Genomic DNA, 16,516 nt, shown 5'->3' with positions numbered 1-16,516 from the left:
ACTTAAATTATAGCTACTTTTTAATATAAATTAAACTTTAAATAGCACTTTCATACCATTGTTATCAATAATTAATCAGGTCAACTATACCTTTTTTTAAATGTAAAGTTTACAGATAAGCAGTTTCCCGTTACATTTAAAAACAGAGTAATTTACAATTGTACGTAATGTTACCATATTTAGCAAAATATTGGCTTTAATTAATGCTAAAACGTGTATTTTGTATTGCAAATGTGTTACATAAACGCCAGCGAATTGCCAGAGTGGATGTGTGTAGCTTTAATGCCCGGTACGTTTTGATGTAACCAGCCAATCATAAATTCTGAGCCCGGCTCTTCGCTGGCAATATGACCTAATACAATCAATGAAAGTTTATCACCTTTGGCTTGTGCATCCCGCACATATTCGGCAGTTTCCCATTCCGAAATCTCACCGCAAATCAGCACATCGGGCTTCTTGGTGCTCATTTCGGTGATTTGCCTTTTGCCGCCTGCCGCTCCCGGAAGCAACAACACTTTCTGGCAGCTTTGGGTTGGATTACCAATGTAGCGTACCTTTTCAATCTTTAGTTTCTTTTTCAGTGTTTCGATCAAAGAGCTTAACGAAGTAGAAGGGATGCTTAACAGGTTACCTGTTTCCGGTTTGTAGTAGCTTACCCAATCAAGCTGCTTTAATAAGCCTATGCCTACACCATCGGGTTTAAGACTGTGTATGGTATCGTGGTTGCGCCATACGGCTATGTTGTGCTTATCCAGCAGTTGTTTTTTGTACTGATATACATCATCGTTAGTTAACCAGGTGGTTTCATCGGCATGGTTATAAAAAGTTGGCTCGTGCGCTATTATAAAATTAGCCCCTAAGCTTATTGCCTTTTCAATAACGCCAATGGTGGCAAACATGGTAGTAACTATGCCGGTAACCACAATATCACGATTGCCCGATTTTAAGGTATCTACCGTATTAGGAAACGGAGCGCCGGGCACCTGTTTCATAAACAGGTCGATAATTTGCCCTACAGTTATGTTCTCTGCAGGCTTGGCAAGTGTGATAGCATCCGCAGCAAAAGGGGCCGACAGCAATGCTGCAGTACCCGCTAAAGCACTTAACTGGCCTATAAATTTACGACGGTCGGGATTATGGTTAATGGGAGAGGGGTTTGAATTCATGGTAATGATTGGGTTTGGTCAAAGATAGTACAGGCGAGTTAATTTCCGGATTTGTAATAATTGTGTGACATATTTATATCTTCGCATAAAATTTAAAGACCCCTAATCCGTGCAAAAACTTGCTAAGCTTATCACCAACAAACCTTTTGTATATTCTTTATGGTTTGGCCTAAGTCTATTTTTGGTAATTAAAGGCGTTTTAGCCCACCAGGGCTTTAACAATTACACCATATTTAAATATAACTTTTTAAATACCGTTCATCAGCATAACCTGTATGCTTACCAGCCCGAGCATTATTACGACCTGAACCACTACGGGCCCATATTTTCGATAATCATGGCGCCTTTTTCTTTATTACCGGATAGTATTGGGGTTATTTTATGGGTGCTGTTTAATGCATTCATCCTGTTTAAAGCTATTCAATTGTTGCCGCTAAAAAAAGACCAGTATGTTATTGTGCTTTTGCTGTGTGCGCATGAACTAATGACAGCATCGGCCAATGTGCAAAGTAACCCCATGATCGCAGCGCTGATCATTTTAAGTTTTAATTTTATAAAGCGGGAGCAGGATTTTTGGGCTGCATTGATGATAGCCCTCGGCGCATTTATCAAGCTTTATGGTATTGTTGGATTGGCTTTCTTTTTCTTTTCAAACAACAAACCCAAATTTGTTTTGAGTTTTATATTTTGGTCGGTAGTGTTGTTTGTTTTGCCGATGGCTATTTCATCACCTTCGTTTATTATCCAAACTTATCATGATTGGTATACCGATCTGGTGATCAAAAACTCGGGTAATCAACATTCGGTAATGCAGGAGATTTGTGTTACCGGTTTTATCCGCAGAATTTCTCACTATGAGGACCTCAAAAATATGTATGTAATAGGGCCTGCATTGGTGCTGTTTGGCCTTTCATACCTGCGTATAGGCGCTTATAGGGTTTTGGAATATCAGCGCCTCATCCTTTCGTCGGTGCTGATTTTTGCGGTGATATTTAGTAGTTCGGCCGAATCATCAACCTATATCATTGCTTTTGTTGGGGTAGCCGTTTGGTTTATGAATCTGAACCGTCCGGTAACCGGGTTTGAGATTTTCCTGCTGGTTTTGGCACTTTTGGTAACCAGTCTTTCTCCTTCAGACCTGTTTCCGTCTTTTATCCGCACTCAATATATCGTCCCTTATAAACTAAAATCGATACCCTGCTTTTTGATCTGGCTTAAAATAATTTACGAAACACTTACCAGGGATTTTGCCAAAAAAGAAGAATGTGCACTGAACCCGGCGAGGGTTTAAAAGTATCAGGATATACAGTAAAGATTAATTGATTGTATTTTTAATGTAAAAACTGGGAATTTGCGGGTTAACAAATAATTATTATTTATGTTTGTAACAGTATAGTTACGTTTGATGGGTTTTGCACTTTTCTGTTAAAATTACTCATGATAGTTACATTTTGTAATGATTTAGCGTAAAGTAATTTTAGCGTGCGTGAAATTGCAATCAAATATAAATTTTAATACCGCCTGTTACAATTAAAATTCCATAGTATAACTATGATATACCCTGCTGATAAAAAAATCTCTATTGTTATACCTTCTCACAACGAAGAAAAGAATATAAGTTATTTAATTGAGCAACTCCGCGAAACCCTTTCGCCTACGGGATATGCTTATGAGCTGATATTTGTTGACGACGGTAGCCGGGATAACACCCTGAATGAATTAAAGATCAATGCCGAGTTGCATCCCAATGTTTTTTACGTTGAGCTTTCGCGCAATTTTGGTAAAGATTATGCTCTTAAAGCCGGCATTGCAATGGCCAATGGTAATGCGGTTATAACCATGGATGCAGATTTGCAGCATCCGCCGCAACTGATTCTGAAGATGTTGAAACTTTGGGAAAATGGCTACGATATCGTTTACACCTATCGCGAAGGCGAAAACCCGCACGGCAAAGGGTATCAGAAAGTTACTTCAAAATTGTTTTACAAAGGCCTCAACATGCTTTCGGATATCAAAATGGAAAACGGCACTGCCGATTTCAGGCTGATTGACGAAAAAGTTGTAAAACAGCTTAAGCTCATTGATGAATACGAGATCTTTTTCCGCGGCATAATCAAATGGGCTGGATACAAGCAGGTAGGGATTCCTTATGTGCCATCAAAACGCCATACGGGCGAAGCAAGCTACTCATTTTCAAAATTGGTTAAACTTGCTGTAGGTAGTATTGTTGCTTTTAGTGCAAGGCCGCTTTACATCGTATCATTAATTGGCTTAACGGTTTCATCACTGGCTATTTTGTATATACCATATGTGCTGGTAAGCTACTTTTTGGGGTATGCAGTTTCGGGCTGGGCATCAATTATTGCTACGATAGCCTTTTTTGGCGGTCTTCAATTGCTTGTAATGAGCGTTATAGGGGTATACGTGGGCAAAATTTTTATGCAGTCAAAACATCGTCCGCATTATATTATCCGGTCATCAAATGTTGTTATTGTAGATAATGATTTTATTAGGATTTGATGTTGAGGAGTTTGATATGCCGTTTGAGTACGGTAAATCAATAACTTTTGATGAGCAGCTTGATATTTCAACAAAGGGTACCAACAAAATACTCGGTTTATTGAGGCAGAAAAACATAAAAGTTACCTTTTTTTGTACAGCTAATTATGCCATTAACAGACCCGGTATCATCAAGCAAATGGTTGCCGACGGGCATGAGATAGCATCGCACGGGTATTATCATTCAGATTTTAAAATAGAGCATTTAAGGCAGTCAAAACTGGCTTTGGAGGATATTTCCGGAACTGAAGTAACAGGTTTCCGTATGGCCCGGATGATGCCTGTTGACGAGGAGAAAATTGCAAAAGCCGGTTATGAATATAACTCATCTATAAATCCAACCTGGCTTCCGGGGCGGTATAATAATTTTGATAAACCACGCACCTGGTTTTATGATCATGATGTGCTGCAGATCCCGGCTTCGGTTTCGCCACTGATACGCTTTCCGCTTTTTTGGTTAAGCTTTCATAATTTGCCGTTGTCTTTATTGAAACGTATGGCTTCGGCAACCTATAAAAAAGATGGTTATCTGAACCTGTATTTCCACCCCTGGGAGTTTACCGATCTGCACGATAAAGAAAAGTTCGGTTTTCCGGGCTATGTTTCAAAAAACTCGGGGGAGGCTTTTGTCCGCAGGATAGGTGATTTTATTGATTGGGCAACAGACAGTGGTTACACCTTCGGACGCACAGACGGCTTTTGTGAAAGCATCAAAAACAAGAATAAACGAGAGCCCGCATTACATTAACAAGCTGTTGAGCAGCTTATAGCAAATCAATTTACTAATTGATTGTTATTTTCAGCATAAATTTGCATATTTGCACCGCAAAAAATTATATAGTATATTATGGGTTCGAAACCATATGTATATTTGTAATCAAAATGCGATGGTCCTATAGCTCAGCTGGATAGAGCAACAGATTTCTAATCTGTAGGTCTTTGGTTCGAATCCAAATGGGATCACAAAAGGGGAAAATCAAAATTTTCCCCTTTTTTATTTTCGCACAATTGTCAATCAGTATGTTAAGCACTTTGGCATCCAATGAAATCTGAAAAGTCTAATTTGCTCATTTTTGATATAATTATATTGCTACTTTTGTGTTAATGAAATGGTTTGCGATCATCTTAAGCTTGTATATGACCATTCTTGCAATGTTACCCTGCAAGGACAAAGATGATTTTTCGACCGTTGTTAATCGTACAGCAGTTAGCACCACTCACAAAAATGATCCTGGTTCTTGCCAGGAAACCTGCCCACCTTTTTGCAATTGTAACTGCTGTTCTACTTCACGTAACCTGGCGCGCACTTATACAGTACTTAACGTTTATGAGCAGCCCATTTCTCAAAACTATTCCGAACTGCGCGTAGAACCTTTGCGTGATCAGGCCCTTCCCATCTGGCAACCGCCCCAATTAAGTTAATACGCTCTTCTTTTTTTTGAATTAAACAGGCTGGCTTCGCTATGGCCTGTATTGTCGTATTATTTTATTGCAAATTCATGTTTAACAGAATTATTTCGTTCTCTGTACGGAATAAGGTGACGGTTGGTATACTGACACTTGTACTGGCGATCGCAGGCATCTGGTCTGCAATCAACCTGCCGGTAGATGCGCAGCCCGACATTACCAATAACCAGGTACAGATCATTACACAGGCGCCGACATTAGGCGCACAGGAAGTGGAGCAATATATTACCGCTCCTGTAGAACTCGCGATGGCTAACATTGCCGGTATCATAGAAAAACGGTCGATCTCTCGTTCGGGTATCTCCGTAATTACATTAGTATTTAAAGATAATGTGGATATTTATTGGGCGCGGGAACAGGTTGGCGCTCAATTAAAAGAAGCCGAAGACAATATCCCGCGGGGAGCAGGTGAACCATCATTGGCCCCCATCACTACCGGTCTCGGTGAGATTTACCAATATAGCATCCACACTCAAAAAGGATACGAAAATAAATATACCGCTACTGACCTGCGTACCATCCAGGATTGGCTGGTGCGGACACAATTGGCTGGTACTGTTGGTGTAGCGGAGGTTAGCGGCTGGGGCGGTTATGTGAAGGAATACGAGGTAGCTCTTGATAATGACAAGCTTAATTCTTTCGGCGTGACTATTCCGGAAGTTTATAACGCTTTACAAAAAAATAATGAAAACACCGGCGGTTCCTATATCGAACAGCAAAGCAATGCTTATTTCATCCGCGGTTTAGGCCAGGTTAAAACGCTCGATGATATCGGCAAGGTCGTCATTAAAAACAGTGGTGGTACGCCTATACTCGTAAGGGATGTAGCTGCCATACAAATGGGCACAGCTACACGTTATGGTGCAGTGACACGCAACGGTGAAGGCGAAGTTGTTGCCGGCGTAACGCTGATGCTCAAAGGCGAGAACTTCAGTCAGGTGATCAAAAATGTGAAAGAACGCATGGTTCAGATACAAAAGTCCCTTCCCGAAGGCGTTGTCATCGAGCCGTTTATTGATCGTACCGAACTCGTAGGCCGTGCTATTGATACCGTTAAGCGCAATTTATTAGAGGGTGCGCTGATTGTGATCTTTGTATTGGTGCTCTTATTAGGTAACCTTCGTGCTGGTTTAGTGGTTGCTTCGGTGATTCCATTGGCGATGCTGTTTGCCTTTTTGTTGATGAGGTTATTCGGTGTATCGGGCAACTTAATGAGCCTGGGCGCGATAGACTTTGGTTTGATCGTAGATGGCGCAGTAATCATTGTGGAAAGCGTAGTACATCATATCACTGCCGGGAACTATACCAGGGAAAATATCAAGGAACTTTCGCGTGATCAGATGAACGGGGAAGTACACGGCAGTGCAGGCAAGCTGATGCAGTCGGCGGCCTTCGGTCAGATCATTATCCTGATCGTTTATCTGCCTTTGTTATCCCTTGTCGGAATCGAGGGCAAGATGTTCCGGCCGATGGCAGAAACCGTGGCTTTTGCCATTTTAGGTGCCTTTATCCTTTCCCTCACTTATGTACCGATGGCCAGCGCTTTGTTCCTGAGCCGTAAAACCGAACATAAACCAAATATCTCCGACCGGATCATCGGCTTTTGTCAGCACGTTTATCAAAAGGCCCTGATAGGTATGCTCCGTTTTAAAGTTTTAACTATAGCCATTGTGTTCGCTATTTTCGGTATTGCCATCTGGGCATTCAGCCGGATGGGCGGCGAGTTTATCCCAACGCTGGAAGAAGGCGATCTCACTGTTGAGATTTCCATGATGCAGGGCACTTCGTTAACCGAAGTAGTTAAATCTTTTAGCAAGGCGGAAAAATTGTTGAAAGACCGTTTCCCGGAGATCAGGCAAGCCGTTACGCGCATTGGGAGCTCGGAAATACCAACCGACCCAATGCCGATGGAACGCGGCGATATGATGCTGGCCATGAAGCCCAAAGCGGAATGGAAAACCGCCAAAACCCGCGAACAGATGATGGCTAAAATGGAAGAAACGCTGGCCGGGTTACCGGGTATTCATGCTTCCATATCACAACCCATGCAGATGCGCTTTAATGAACTGATGACCGGTATCCGTCAGGATGTGGCTATTAAGATATACGGCGATGACCTGGACGAACTGGCGTCACAGGCGAATAAGATTGCAGCGGATATCAAGCCCGTCAAAGGTGTATCAGACATTTTTGTAGAAAAAGTGAGCGGCCTGCCACAGATACAAGTCAACTATAACCGGGATAAAATGGCGCAATATGGACTGAACATCAGCGATGTAAATATGATCCTGAAAACCGCCTTTGCGGGCAGCATTGCCGGTGTTGTCTTCGAGGGCGAAAAGCGATTTAATATGGTGGTGCGTCTGAACCGTGGCCTGCGTGAAAATATCAGCAGCGTGCAGAACCTCCTCATCCCGCTTGCATCGGGTAATAAAGTACCACTTAACCAGGTTGCCGATATTGACTTTCAGGAAGCTCCCTCGCAGATCTCCCGCGAAGATGGCAAGCGCCGCATCTACGTAGGTTTCAATGTGACAGGCCGGGATGTACAATCCACGGTGACAGAGATACAGCAAAAACTTGATAAGAGTTTAAAACTGCCATCAGGTTATTATTTGTCGTATGGCGGGCAGTTCCAAAACTTACAGGCGGCAAGGGCAAGGCTATCCATTGCCGTACCGGTAGCACTGTTATTTATACTGGTATTGCTGTGTGTAACTTTCCGCTCGGTCAAAGAAAGCCTGCTCATTTTTACCGCTGTGCCTCTGGCTTCTATCGGCGGTATCGCGGCGCTACTCATTCGCAATATGCCTTTCAGTATCTCCGCCGGCGTGGGCTTTATTGCCTTGTTTGGAGTTGCAGTACTAAATGGTATTGTACTCATCGGTTATTTCAATCAGCTCAAAGACGAAGGTATGGATGATATTTATCAGCGCGTATTGGAAGGTACCAAAACAAGATTGCGCCCGGTATTGATGACTGCGGCGGTAGCCTCGTTAGGTTTCCTGCCGATGGCTTTATCATCCAGTGCGGGCGCCGAAGTGCAAAAACCACTGGCAACTGTGGTGATTGGCGGCTTGATGACAGCCACCCTCCTAACGTTATTCGTGTTACCTTGCCTTTATCTGTTGTTCAACCGCAACACAATAGCTACGGGTAAAACGGGCAAGGTATTAGGTGTGCTGGTTATTGGTTTTTGTTTGTTTGCCGGTAGCACAAAGGCACAAACCAAGCCTGCTTTAACGCTGGATAGCGCCATCAGCCGGGCTTTACAAAATAACCTGGAGGTACGTTCGGCGAATTTATCAATAGAGCAATCTAAATCGCTGAAAGGCGCGGCATTCGATTTGCCAAAGACCGAACTGATACTTACACAAGACCCGACCAGCGGCGGTAATATCGATAATGGATTAAGTATAAGCCAAAACATTGCCTGGCCGGGATTATATTCCAATCAACGTAAACTTGCGTATCAGCAGATTAAATTGGCCGAACATTCAGGACGGGTAACCCAAGCCGAAATAACCCGGCAAGTGCGAAACGCATGGTATGCTTACCTGCTCAGCCGCGAAACCCTGCGTGTACTTAACTTCCAGGATAGCATTTATAATGGCTTTGTACAGCGGGCGACAGTTCGTGTTAAAGCCGGTGAGGCTTCCAACCTCGAATTGATCTCGGCCAAAAACAGGTATCAGGATGTGCAGGTATCGAAAATCAGCGCACAAGCTGACCTGAGTACTAATGAACTGGCTTTAAAACGCTTGTTGAACACGGTTGAACCATTGGTTGTTGCTGAAAGCGATATAGCTTTAGCCTTGCCCGGTTTATCGGATACGGTGAATACCGCAGCTAACCCGCAAACGATATTAGGTTTACAGCACATAGAGGTTGCAAAAGCTAAGGCGGCTGTAGAACGCTCCAAATTGATGCCTGATATCACATTGGGATATACCCGGCAGTTATTAGTCGGCGCTTTCAATCCCGCTAATATTAATCGCAATTATTCACCTGGTACGCGCATTGGCGGTTTTCAGATAGGTTTGGCTTTGCCGGTGTTCTGTGGTTCTTACCATTCACGTATCAAGTCGGAAAAGATCGGTGCGCAGATCGCTGAAGCAAACTTACAGCAGAAACGATTAGAATTAAGCATACAATACCAGCAGGAGCTACAACAATACCGAAAATATCAGCAGGCAGCAGTTTATTATACCGCCACGGGCCTGAAACAGGCTGACGAGCAATTACGCATTGCACAGGTATCGTTTAAATTAGGCGAGATTGGCTATATAGAATATATCCAAAACATATCAGCGGCTATACAAACCCGCTTGGGCTATCTCGAAACTTTAGGCAGGCTGGACCAGTCGGCTATTCAATTACAATTTTATCAGGGACAATAATCATGAACATCAAAATATATACAGCGGTAATTATCACCGCAATGCTGCTGGCAAGCTGTTCAGGCTCATCCGGCGAAAAAGAAAAAGACAATGGAAAAGCCGTATCGAAAGAGGCGAAGCCATCAAAACCGAATGGATTAGAACTCACTGCGCAGCAAATGAAAAATGTGGGTATTGAGATTGGGCCTATCCCGCAAAAGAACCTCGATGCAGTGATCAAGGCGAGCGGACAATTGGCGGTACCGCCGCAGAACAAAGCCGACGTGAGTTTGCTATCGGGCGGCTTGATCAGCCACATCAGCGTATTGGAAGGCCAGCAGGTTCATAAAGGCCAGGTGTTGGCCGCTGTGAATAACCAGGAACTCATCAAGATCGAACAAGACTACCTGGCAGCAAAAAATAACTTTACTTATGTGGCTGCCGAGTATGATCGCCAGAACCAGTTACAAACAGCCGGCGCAGGTACGGGCAAATCCTATCAATCCGCTATGGCGACTTATAAGGCCGAACAGGCACGATTAAAGGCTTACGAAAGTCAATTGAAGCAATTGAGTATCTCACCCGAAAAGATCAGCAGCGGCAGCATAGTTTCCAGTTTTCCGGTTATTTCGCCGATTAGCGGCACGGTTGGAAAGATCACGGCGAACACGGGCACCTACGTGCAACCCGGCACTTCTATCATGGAGGTGGTGGATAATTCCAAGATACATTGCGACCTGATCGTATTTGAAAAAGACCTGATGGCTGTAAAAATGGGCCAGAAAGTGGATTTTCAGTTAACGAATCAGCAAAACATGGTGATTACCGGTCGCATCAACGGCATTAATAAATCCTTTGAAAATGAAAGCAAGGGGGTGATCGTTCATGCGGAGATTGATAACCGGGAGCATCAGAACCTCATTCCCGGCATGTACGTGACCGCGCTGATCAGTACCGGCAGCAAAATGACACCGGCATTGCCTGCTGAAGCAGTAGTGCGTACTGCCGGAAAGCAATACATCTTCGTAATGACCGGGCAAAATGCCAATCGCTACGCTTTCAAAAAAGTGGAAGTGGCGACGGGTACCAGCGAGTTAGGCTATATCGCAGTCATCCCGATGACCGACCTGCCAGCCAATGTGAAAGCGGTTACCAAAGGGGCTTTCTATCTGGAATCCAGGCAGTCGGGCAGTGACGATGAAGATTAAAACAGACGACCATGTAACAGCCTATGTTGCGCTGGTGGCCGAAAGCAGCCATTTTCCCATCGCTGTTATTCGCAGTGCATGTCGGGTGATCAGGCAAAATCCGTTTATATCAAACTGATTTTTCTGTAAATCTGCAAACAGTGCGGTCGCTATTTTGTCGTGATAATTGGAATAACATGCAATAAATCATCAAAATAGCGACCGTGCTTTTCTATATGACCTGGAATATATACTGGAGCTTGGTGCTTGGTTTTATACTTTCATTACTGGTGAGGGCGTTCATTTCCATCGAAAAATATCCGGTGACTTAGGTAAGGACACTGTCTGTGCGCTCAGCCCGTCAACATTTTAGCGCTATATCTTCGTCCTGTTCTTACCTTGTGGTGTCGATGATGCGAATATCAGCATAAAGGCTGTTCTCATTAGCCGTTCCTTAACATTTCTGCATATTCATTCGGCAATGGGCTGTCTTCAACTGCTTTTGCCGCTTTCTCGATATCATATTCAAAACGGATAAATTCAACCTGTACACTGTCTTTATCTTTGATCGAACTGTTTTCGTTGATATGCAGCAGCACATAACCGCCCCGAGGGTCTTTATCTTTCGGTTTGCCGACCGAGCCGATGTTAATGGCATGACGGTAATGCCTATCTTCTGCGATCACCGAAGGCAATATCCTGTGATATGGCTGATGGGTATGCCCAAAACACATGATATCCGCATCGGCTTGCTCCATAATCCGGATCAGGCTTTTTTCGTCGCGGTCTTCAAACAGGTATTCATTCACCTTGCGCGGGCTGCCGTGAACCAGCAGCACATTGAGCTTGTCATGATTTAACTGAAACTCCAAACGGATATGCGCGGGCAAGGTACGCAAATAAGCCCGCTGCTCGTCTTTTACAACCTCGTTGGTATAAGCAATAGATACATTACCCAAAGCTTTTTCTTCTTCGGTTTTATAGGCGCAACCGCAATCATCGCTGTGACGGCCAATCCCAAAATCATAGTTGCCCGTAATAGTCGGGATATTGCGTTTACGGATTTCGTCGATCACTTCGTTAGGCCAGATATTGTAGCCTACCAAGTCGCCCAGGCAATAAATGGCATCGGTATTACGGGTTGCCACATCGGCAAAAAAGGCTTCTAAGGCCGGAAGATTGGCATGGATATCGGAGAAAAGTGCAATTTTCATTATTCTACGGCAGTTAAATTTTTAGACGTGTAATATTTTTTACGGAAGTAAAAGGCAAGGTTTACCAATGCGATCAGGGCGGGCACTTCTACCAGTGGCCCGATCACCCCGGCAAATGCTTCACCGGAGTTAATGCCGAATACGCCAATGGCTACAGCAATCGCCAGCTCGAAGTTATTGCCCGTAGCAGTGAACGCTATCGAAGTGCTACGTGAATAATCGGCACCAAACGATTTGCCCAGGAAAAACGCGATCACGAACATGATGGCAAAGTAAATCACCAGCGGGATAGCGATCCTCACAACATCCATCGGTATTTGCACGATCAGGTTACCCTTAAGGCTGAACATTACTACAATGGTAAAGAGCAAGGCGATCAGGGTTATCGGCGAAATGAACGGTACGTATTTGGTTTGAAACCATTCTTCACCTTTGATTTTGATTAACGTGTAACGGCTGATAACGCCTGCTGCAAACGGTATCCCTAAATAAATACCCACACTTTTGGCAATCTCGCCAATGGTGATGTTCACCGCCAATCCTTGCAATCCGAACAATGGCGGTAATACCGTAATGAATAGGTAAGCATAAACGCTGTATAGCAATACCTGGAAGATGCTATTTAAAGCGATTAATCCTGCGGCGTATTCACGGTTGCCCTCGGCCAGTTCATTCCATACCACCACCATCGCAATACAGCGGGCAAGGCCAATCAGGATCAGTCCGATCATATAAGCCGGATGATCCCGCAGTAAGGTGATTGCCAATACAAACATCAGTACCGGGCCAACGATCCAATTAAGCACCAGTGAGGCGCTTAATACTTTAGTGTCCTTGAAAACCTGCCCCATGTTCTCGTATTTCACTTTGGCAAGCGGCGGGTACATCATCAGGATCAGGCCAATCGCTAATGGGATATTGGTCGTCCCGCTTGAAAAGGAATTGATAAATCCGGATGACGAGGGAAAGCAATAGCCAATCCCTACGCCAATTGCCATGGCAAGGAAAATCCAGAGGGTTAGGTAACGATCAAGGAAACCTAATTTTTTACGTTCGGCCACGGGGGCGCAGTTGTTTGCTAACATGTGATTTACCGGGTGGTTAATGTTTTAAATTTGTTCCGATCATAATTTATTAAATTACTTATTGCATTAAAGCAATATTGCGATTGATGTTGGCAAAAAAAAGCTTAACAACAACTGTCATCACAATTTACCTCGACAAAAAAGCTTGCAAGCAGCGTTCTGTATTTTGACCAGGTTTGATCGTTGATACAGTAACACATGCTGGTGCCTTCTATTTTTCCTTTGATAATCCCCACGTCTTTAAGCTCTCTCAAATGTTGGGAAATTGTCGGTTGTGCAAGGCCAAGCAGATCGACCAGATCGCTTCCTATACATTCATTGGCTTTGATCAGGTGTTCAATAATTGCAATACGGGCAGGGTGCGCCAATGCTTTTAACATTACCGCCAGCTCATTTTGTGCGTCTGTAAAATTTGCTGTTTTAGTTACTCCCATATTGCAATATTGCGATTAATTGATGAAATAAAAAAGCGTTTGCCGATTCATTTTTTCAACCGTTCCGTTCTCATGCCACATGCTCTTTTACAAAGTCTGCTGAAAAGATTTTAATCGTATCCCTTACGTCGCGGAACTTATCCATGATTTCTTCCGGTGTGCCTGTCGCTTTTGCAGGATCGGGAAAATTTTGATGGAAACGCTGCACATTGCCAGGGAAAAACGGGCAGGCCTCATTGGCGTTATCACATACGGTAATCACCATATCAAACGGAATGGCTGCGTATTCGTCCACATGGTTTGAAGTGTGTTTGGTGATATCAATGTGATCTTCGGCCATCACCTGTATGGCTTTGGGATTAACGCCATGTGTTTCGATTCCGGCACTATAGATATTTGCCTTATCCCCGGCATAAAACCTTAAATAACCTTCAGCCAACTGGCTACGGCAGCTATTACCCGTGCATAGTACTAAAATGTTCTTCATGTTCTCTCCTTTAGTTGATCCCTGTAACTTTACTTCTTCTTTCCAGTAGCAATACGTTGCGCCATATACCGTTCATCTTGCCGACCTTTTCCCGGTAACCGATTTGCCGAAACCCGTGCTTTTCATGTAAAGCAATGCTTGCGGCGTTTTCAGGAAAGATCCCGGCTTGTAGCGTCCAGATGTTTTGCGCTTCGGTATCGCCGATCAGTTTTTCGAGTAAAGCCGACCCGACTTTTTTCCCCTGATAGTTTGACCCTACATAAACACTCACTTCGGCGACACCGGCGTAAACGCAGCGGCTTGAAACCGGTGTTAAAGCAACCCATCCGGCTATCTTGCCATCAATCTCGGCAACGAAACGGTGTTTTTCCATGTGCGCTTTATTCCATGCAGGGCCATTAGGGGCGCTCGTTTCAAATGTAGCATTCCCGGTTGCAATCCCTTCCTGGTAGATACGAAGAACGCTTTCCCAGTCTCTTGCGGTCATCGGTCGTATTTGCATCATTGTGGTTTTAAAGTGATAAGTGACAGAAATCGGTTGGTTATTAGCAGCAGCCCGAGCCAGGTGCGCAGCTTCCCGCTGCAACGGCAAGGTTTTTCAGTTCAACTTTTTGTTTTGCAGGTGCAGGCGTGCAGCATTCTTCGCCTTTATCATTTGTGCCGCAGCTTCCGCCTCTTGTAATAGCTTTGCATTGAACGGCATCCGGGCGCAGGTCAACAATCAGATTATTGCCATCAATGATAAACCCGCCGGGGAACATTTGGCGGATATCAAATTCAGAGTTTCCAAACTCGATTTTAACCGTTCCATGCGGATTAAGCGGTAGTGATTTTTCAACAATAGCCACAATAGATAGCGCCTTGCTTACTTTCATTGATCTTTCCTGCTGCTCGTTTTCAGGTTCCCAAAGTTGTACGATGATCTCTGTCCAGCTATTCATCACGCCGCCGCAATCAACAGAAACAATCGGGGCCTGTTTGATCTCGGTAATGTGGTAAGAGGCATCAACCCATTTGTTTTCTGCATACTGGAACTGCAAATTCAGATCGGGGTTCTTTACCAGTTCTTCTTTGAACTGGCTCCAGTTAAGGCTATCTGTTTTGTTCATGCTTAGTTCTCCCTTACTTGTTTTATTGTAATATTACGATTGATTTGTTCAAATTTTTTTAGCAGCAGGATTTGGCTTTACTGTATGACTGCATAAACTGGCCTAACTGATTTTCCAGTTTTTCCCAGGCTTTCGGTTCGATACAGTAACATACGCTTACACCCTCAATGGTGCCTTGTATCAGCCCGGCGTTTTTCAGTTCTTTTAAATGCTGTGATATTGTCGGCTGTGCCAAACCCAGTTCATCAACAAGATCGCCGCAAATACACGCATTGGTTTTGATCAGATATTGCAGGATGGCAATACGGGCGGGGTGCGCCAATGCTTTCAGCATGGTAGCCAGCGCGTTTTGCTCATCGGTGAATATTTCTGTTTTTGTAAGTCCCATGAATATATATATCGCAATATTACGATTGATTATTGGAAATTGCAATAGCTATATGAATTCAAATAAAAAAATTGAATATAAACAGCACTTTCGAAATTTAAATGCGCTGCTATATAAACAGCGAATTAACAACAAAAGGGGCGATGGATGTAAATCTGTCGCCCCTTTTTAATGATTTAATGACCTCTACAGGTCGCTCAGCAGATCCAGTTTCTTGGCGTTATATTCTTCCTGCGAGATAAGGCCGTTATCAAACAAGGTTTTTAGCTTTTTTAATTTTTCGGTAAGCTCATCCGGTTTAGCAGCCGGGGCTGGTGCAGGTGCTTCCTGTACTACCGGCGCTGGTGTAGCAACAGGTGCAGGTGGTGTTACCGGTGCAGCAGGCGCAGTGTAGCCATTTTGTTGAGAAAACGGTTGCGGAGATGCAGGCGGTACAAAAGCGCGTGCAGGCGAGTTCTCTAATTGGATAGCGCCCGATTCGGCACGTTTTTGTTCAAGCTCACGCTGGCGGCGGGCTTCACGTTCCACTTCCTTACGCTCCTGGGCGTACTGGTACAGTTTACGTCCCTGAACCTTGGGCAGGTAATCAACGGCCATTTCGGCTCCGCCTGTAGTCCTCACGCTGAATACGGCACCAATGATCTCTTCTTTGGTATGTACGTCAACAATATCTTTCCAAACAAAATCAACAAACTTAATGGATAAACCCAGATTGGCCGGGGTAAAAAACAATACACGTTTGTTGGTTATAGCTATACAGTCGGGAAAAAGGTTAACCAGCGGTTTTTTCTGAACGGCTATGTAAATAATCTCCTCACCGGTTGACAGCAGGTCAACAAGACGCGAATAAACCTTTTCAACTGCTTTGGGATCCTGTTCCTCTGTTAAAAATTTCTCAATCATGTTTTTAGCATTTATGATGCGCGCAAAAATAACAATTATACCTGTTAAAGATTCAAGAATCAGGCGTTAAGCCTCAAGAAAAAATCTTATTCAACAATTTTCCTGGCTCTTAATTCTTGACTTCCTGGTTCTCAACAA

The 16,516-nt window shown here is 43.9% G+C and carries 16 protein-coding genes and 1 tRNA gene; 8 read left to right on the top strand and 9 right to left on the bottom strand.

What is annotated here, in order from left to right; genetic code table 11:
* Positions 1-236 precede the first annotated feature (236 nt).
* On the bottom strand, positions 237-1,166 hold the full coding sequence (locus tag ACEN9X_RS04620) for a Nif3-like dinuclear metal center hexameric protein (RefSeq protein WP_413669298.1): 930 nt from the start codon (positions 1,164-1,166) through the stop codon (positions 237-239).
* A gap of 109 nt (positions 1,167-1,275) precedes the next feature.
* Here ACEN9X_RS04620 and ACEN9X_RS04615 point away from each other — a divergent pair, with 109 nt between their 5' ends.
* From ACEN9X_RS04615 to ACEN9X_RS04580, 8 genes are all read left to right on the top strand, one after another.
* Complete coding sequence (locus tag ACEN9X_RS04615; protein ID WP_413669297.1) at positions 1,276-2,457, top strand: glycosyltransferase family 87 protein; 1,182 nt, start codon at positions 1,276-1,278, stop codon at positions 2,455-2,457.
* Between the two features lie 260 nt (positions 2,458-2,717).
* Positions 2,718-3,686 (top strand): glycosyltransferase family 2 protein, encoded by a 969-nt coding sequence (locus tag ACEN9X_RS04610; protein ID WP_413669296.1) that lies wholly within the window; start codon positions 2,718-2,720, stop codon positions 3,684-3,686.
* Entirely contained in the window at positions 3,667-4,473 is an 807-nt protein-coding gene (locus ACEN9X_RS04605) for a polysaccharide deacetylase family protein (RefSeq protein WP_413669295.1), read from the top strand. The genes ACEN9X_RS04610 and ACEN9X_RS04605 overlap by 20 nt, the downstream gene beginning before the upstream one ends.
* A 141-nt stretch (positions 4,474-4,614) precedes the next feature.
* Positions 4,615-4,688: transfer RNA gene (locus ACEN9X_RS04600), tRNA-Arg, on the top strand.
* 141 nt (positions 4,689-4,829) lie between these two features.
* The gene (locus tag ACEN9X_RS04595) at positions 4,830-5,147 is read left to right on the top strand and encodes a DUF6660 family protein (RefSeq protein WP_413669294.1); all 318 of its coding nucleotides are present in this window, start codon (positions 4,830-4,832) and stop codon (positions 5,145-5,147) included.
* A 77-nt stretch (positions 5,148-5,224) separates the two neighbouring features.
* Positions 5,225-9,592: a CusA/CzcA family heavy metal efflux RND transporter gene (locus ACEN9X_RS04590; RefSeq protein ID WP_413669293.1), complete on the top strand. Its 4,368-nt coding sequence runs from the start codon at positions 5,225-5,227 to the stop codon at positions 9,590-9,592.
* A gap of 2 nt (positions 9,593-9,594) precedes the next feature.
* Positions 9,595-10,779 carry an efflux RND transporter periplasmic adaptor subunit gene (locus tag ACEN9X_RS04585; protein ID WP_413669292.1) on the top strand — a complete coding sequence of 395 codons (1,185 nt, stop codon included), beginning with the start codon at positions 9,595-9,597 and terminating at the stop codon, positions 10,777-10,779.
* Positions 10,769-10,897: a hypothetical protein gene (locus ACEN9X_RS04580; RefSeq protein ID WP_413669291.1), complete on the top strand. Its 129-nt coding sequence runs from the start codon at positions 10,769-10,771 to the stop codon at positions 10,895-10,897. Before ACEN9X_RS04585 ends, ACEN9X_RS04580 begins: the two co-directional genes overlap by 11 nt.
* Positions 10,898-11,201: 304 nt before the next feature.
* On the opposite strand, the gene ACEN9X_RS04575 is transcribed toward ACEN9X_RS04580, so the two are convergent.
* From ACEN9X_RS04575 to ACEN9X_RS04540, 8 genes are all read right to left on the bottom strand, one after another.
* Entirely contained in the window at positions 11,202-11,972 is a 771-nt protein-coding gene (locus ACEN9X_RS04575; RefSeq protein ID WP_413669290.1) for a metallophosphoesterase family protein, read from the bottom strand.
* Entirely contained in the window at positions 11,972-13,057 is a 1,086-nt protein-coding gene (arsB, locus tag ACEN9X_RS04570; protein WP_413669289.1) for an ACR3 family arsenite efflux transporter, read from the bottom strand. The genes ACEN9X_RS04575 and arsB overlap by 1 nt, the downstream gene beginning before the upstream one ends.
* Before the next feature lie 104 nt (positions 13,058-13,161).
* Complete coding sequence (locus ACEN9X_RS04565) at positions 13,162-13,491, bottom strand: ArsR/SmtB family transcription factor (protein WP_413669288.1); 330 nt, start codon at positions 13,489-13,491, stop codon at positions 13,162-13,164.
* A gap of 70 nt (positions 13,492-13,561) precedes the next feature.
* Complete coding sequence (locus tag ACEN9X_RS04560; RefSeq protein ID WP_413669287.1) at positions 13,562-13,978, bottom strand: arsenate reductase ArsC; 417 nt, start codon at positions 13,976-13,978, stop codon at positions 13,562-13,564.
* A 10-nt stretch (positions 13,979-13,988) separates the two neighbouring features.
* On the bottom strand, positions 13,989-14,483 hold the full coding sequence (locus ACEN9X_RS04555; protein WP_413669286.1) for an N-acetyltransferase family protein: 495 nt from the start codon (positions 14,481-14,483) through the stop codon (positions 13,989-13,991).
* Between the two features lie 40 nt (positions 14,484-14,523).
* Positions 14,524-15,087, bottom strand: a complete 564-nt coding sequence (locus ACEN9X_RS04550) for a DUF6428 family protein (protein WP_413669285.1) — start codon at positions 15,085-15,087, stop codon at positions 14,524-14,526.
* Between the two features lie 58 nt (positions 15,088-15,145).
* Entirely contained in the window at positions 15,146-15,475 is a 330-nt protein-coding gene (locus ACEN9X_RS04545; RefSeq protein ID WP_413669284.1) for an ArsR/SmtB family transcription factor, read from the bottom strand.
* A gap of 186 nt (positions 15,476-15,661) precedes the next feature.
* Positions 15,662-16,378, bottom strand: coding sequence for a PH domain-containing protein (locus tag ACEN9X_RS04540; RefSeq protein WP_413669283.1), 717 nt, complete (start codon positions 16,376-16,378; stop codon positions 15,662-15,664).
* Positions 16,379-16,516: the final 138 nt, after the last annotated feature.

Source organism: Mucilaginibacter sp. Mucisp86 (genome assembly GCF_047324315.1).
Lineage (GTDB): Bacteria > Bacteroidota > Bacteroidia > Sphingobacteriales > Sphingobacteriaceae > Mucilaginibacter.
This window is presented reverse-complemented; position numbering and strand designations above follow the sequence as displayed.

Excerpts from the sequence above, each read along its gene's own strand:
- ACEN9X_RS04540 (WP_413669283.1), bottom strand. The coding sequence starts at position 16,378 with ATGATTGAGAAATTTTTAACAGAGGAACAGGATCCCAAAGCAGTTGAA.
- arsB (WP_413669289.1), bottom strand. The coding sequence starts at position 13,057 with ATGTTAGCAAACAACTGCGCCCCCGTGGCCGAACGTAAAAAATTAGGT.
- ACEN9X_RS04550 (WP_413669285.1), bottom strand. The coding sequence starts at position 15,087 with ATGAACAAAACAGATAGCCTTAACTGGAGCCAGTTCAAAGAAGAACTG.
- ACEN9X_RS04555 (WP_413669286.1), bottom strand. The coding sequence starts at position 14,483 with ATGATGCAAATACGACCGATGACCGCAAGAGACTGGGAAAGCGTTCTT.
- ACEN9X_RS04610 (WP_413669296.1), top strand. The coding sequence starts at position 2,718 with ATGATATACCCTGCTGATAAAAAAATCTCTATTGTTATACCTTCTCAC.
- ACEN9X_RS04565 (WP_413669288.1), bottom strand. The coding sequence starts at position 13,491 with ATGGGAGTAACTAAAACAGCAAATTTTACAGACGCACAAAATGAGCTG.
- ACEN9X_RS04585 (WP_413669292.1), top strand. The coding sequence starts at position 9,595 with ATGAACATCAAAATATATACAGCGGTAATTATCACCGCAATGCTGCTG.
- ACEN9X_RS04560 (WP_413669287.1), bottom strand. The coding sequence starts at position 13,978 with ATGAAGAACATTTTAGTACTATGCACGGGTAATAGCTGCCGTAGCCAG.
- ACEN9X_RS04580 (WP_413669291.1), top strand. The coding sequence starts at position 10,769 with ATGAAGATTAAAACAGACGACCATGTAACAGCCTATGTTGCGCTGGTG.
- ACEN9X_RS04590 (WP_413669293.1), top strand. The coding sequence starts at position 5,225 with ATGTTTAACAGAATTATTTCGTTCTCTGTACGGAATAAGGTGACGGTT.
- ACEN9X_RS04575 (WP_413669290.1), bottom strand. The coding sequence starts at position 11,972 with ATGAAAATTGCACTTTTCTCCGATATCCATGCCAATCTTCCGGCCTTA.
- ACEN9X_RS04545 (WP_413669284.1), bottom strand. The coding sequence starts at position 15,475 with ATGGGACTTACAAAAACAGAAATATTCACCGATGAGCAAAACGCGCTG.
- ACEN9X_RS04595 (WP_413669294.1), top strand. The coding sequence starts at position 4,830 with ATGAAATGGTTTGCGATCATCTTAAGCTTGTATATGACCATTCTTGCA.
- ACEN9X_RS04620 (WP_413669298.1), bottom strand. The coding sequence starts at position 1,166 with ATGAATTCAAACCCCTCTCCCATTAACCATAATCCCGACCGTCGTAAA.
- ACEN9X_RS04605 (WP_413669295.1), top strand. The coding sequence starts at position 3,667 with ATGATTTTATTAGGATTTGATGTTGAGGAGTTTGATATGCCGTTTGAG.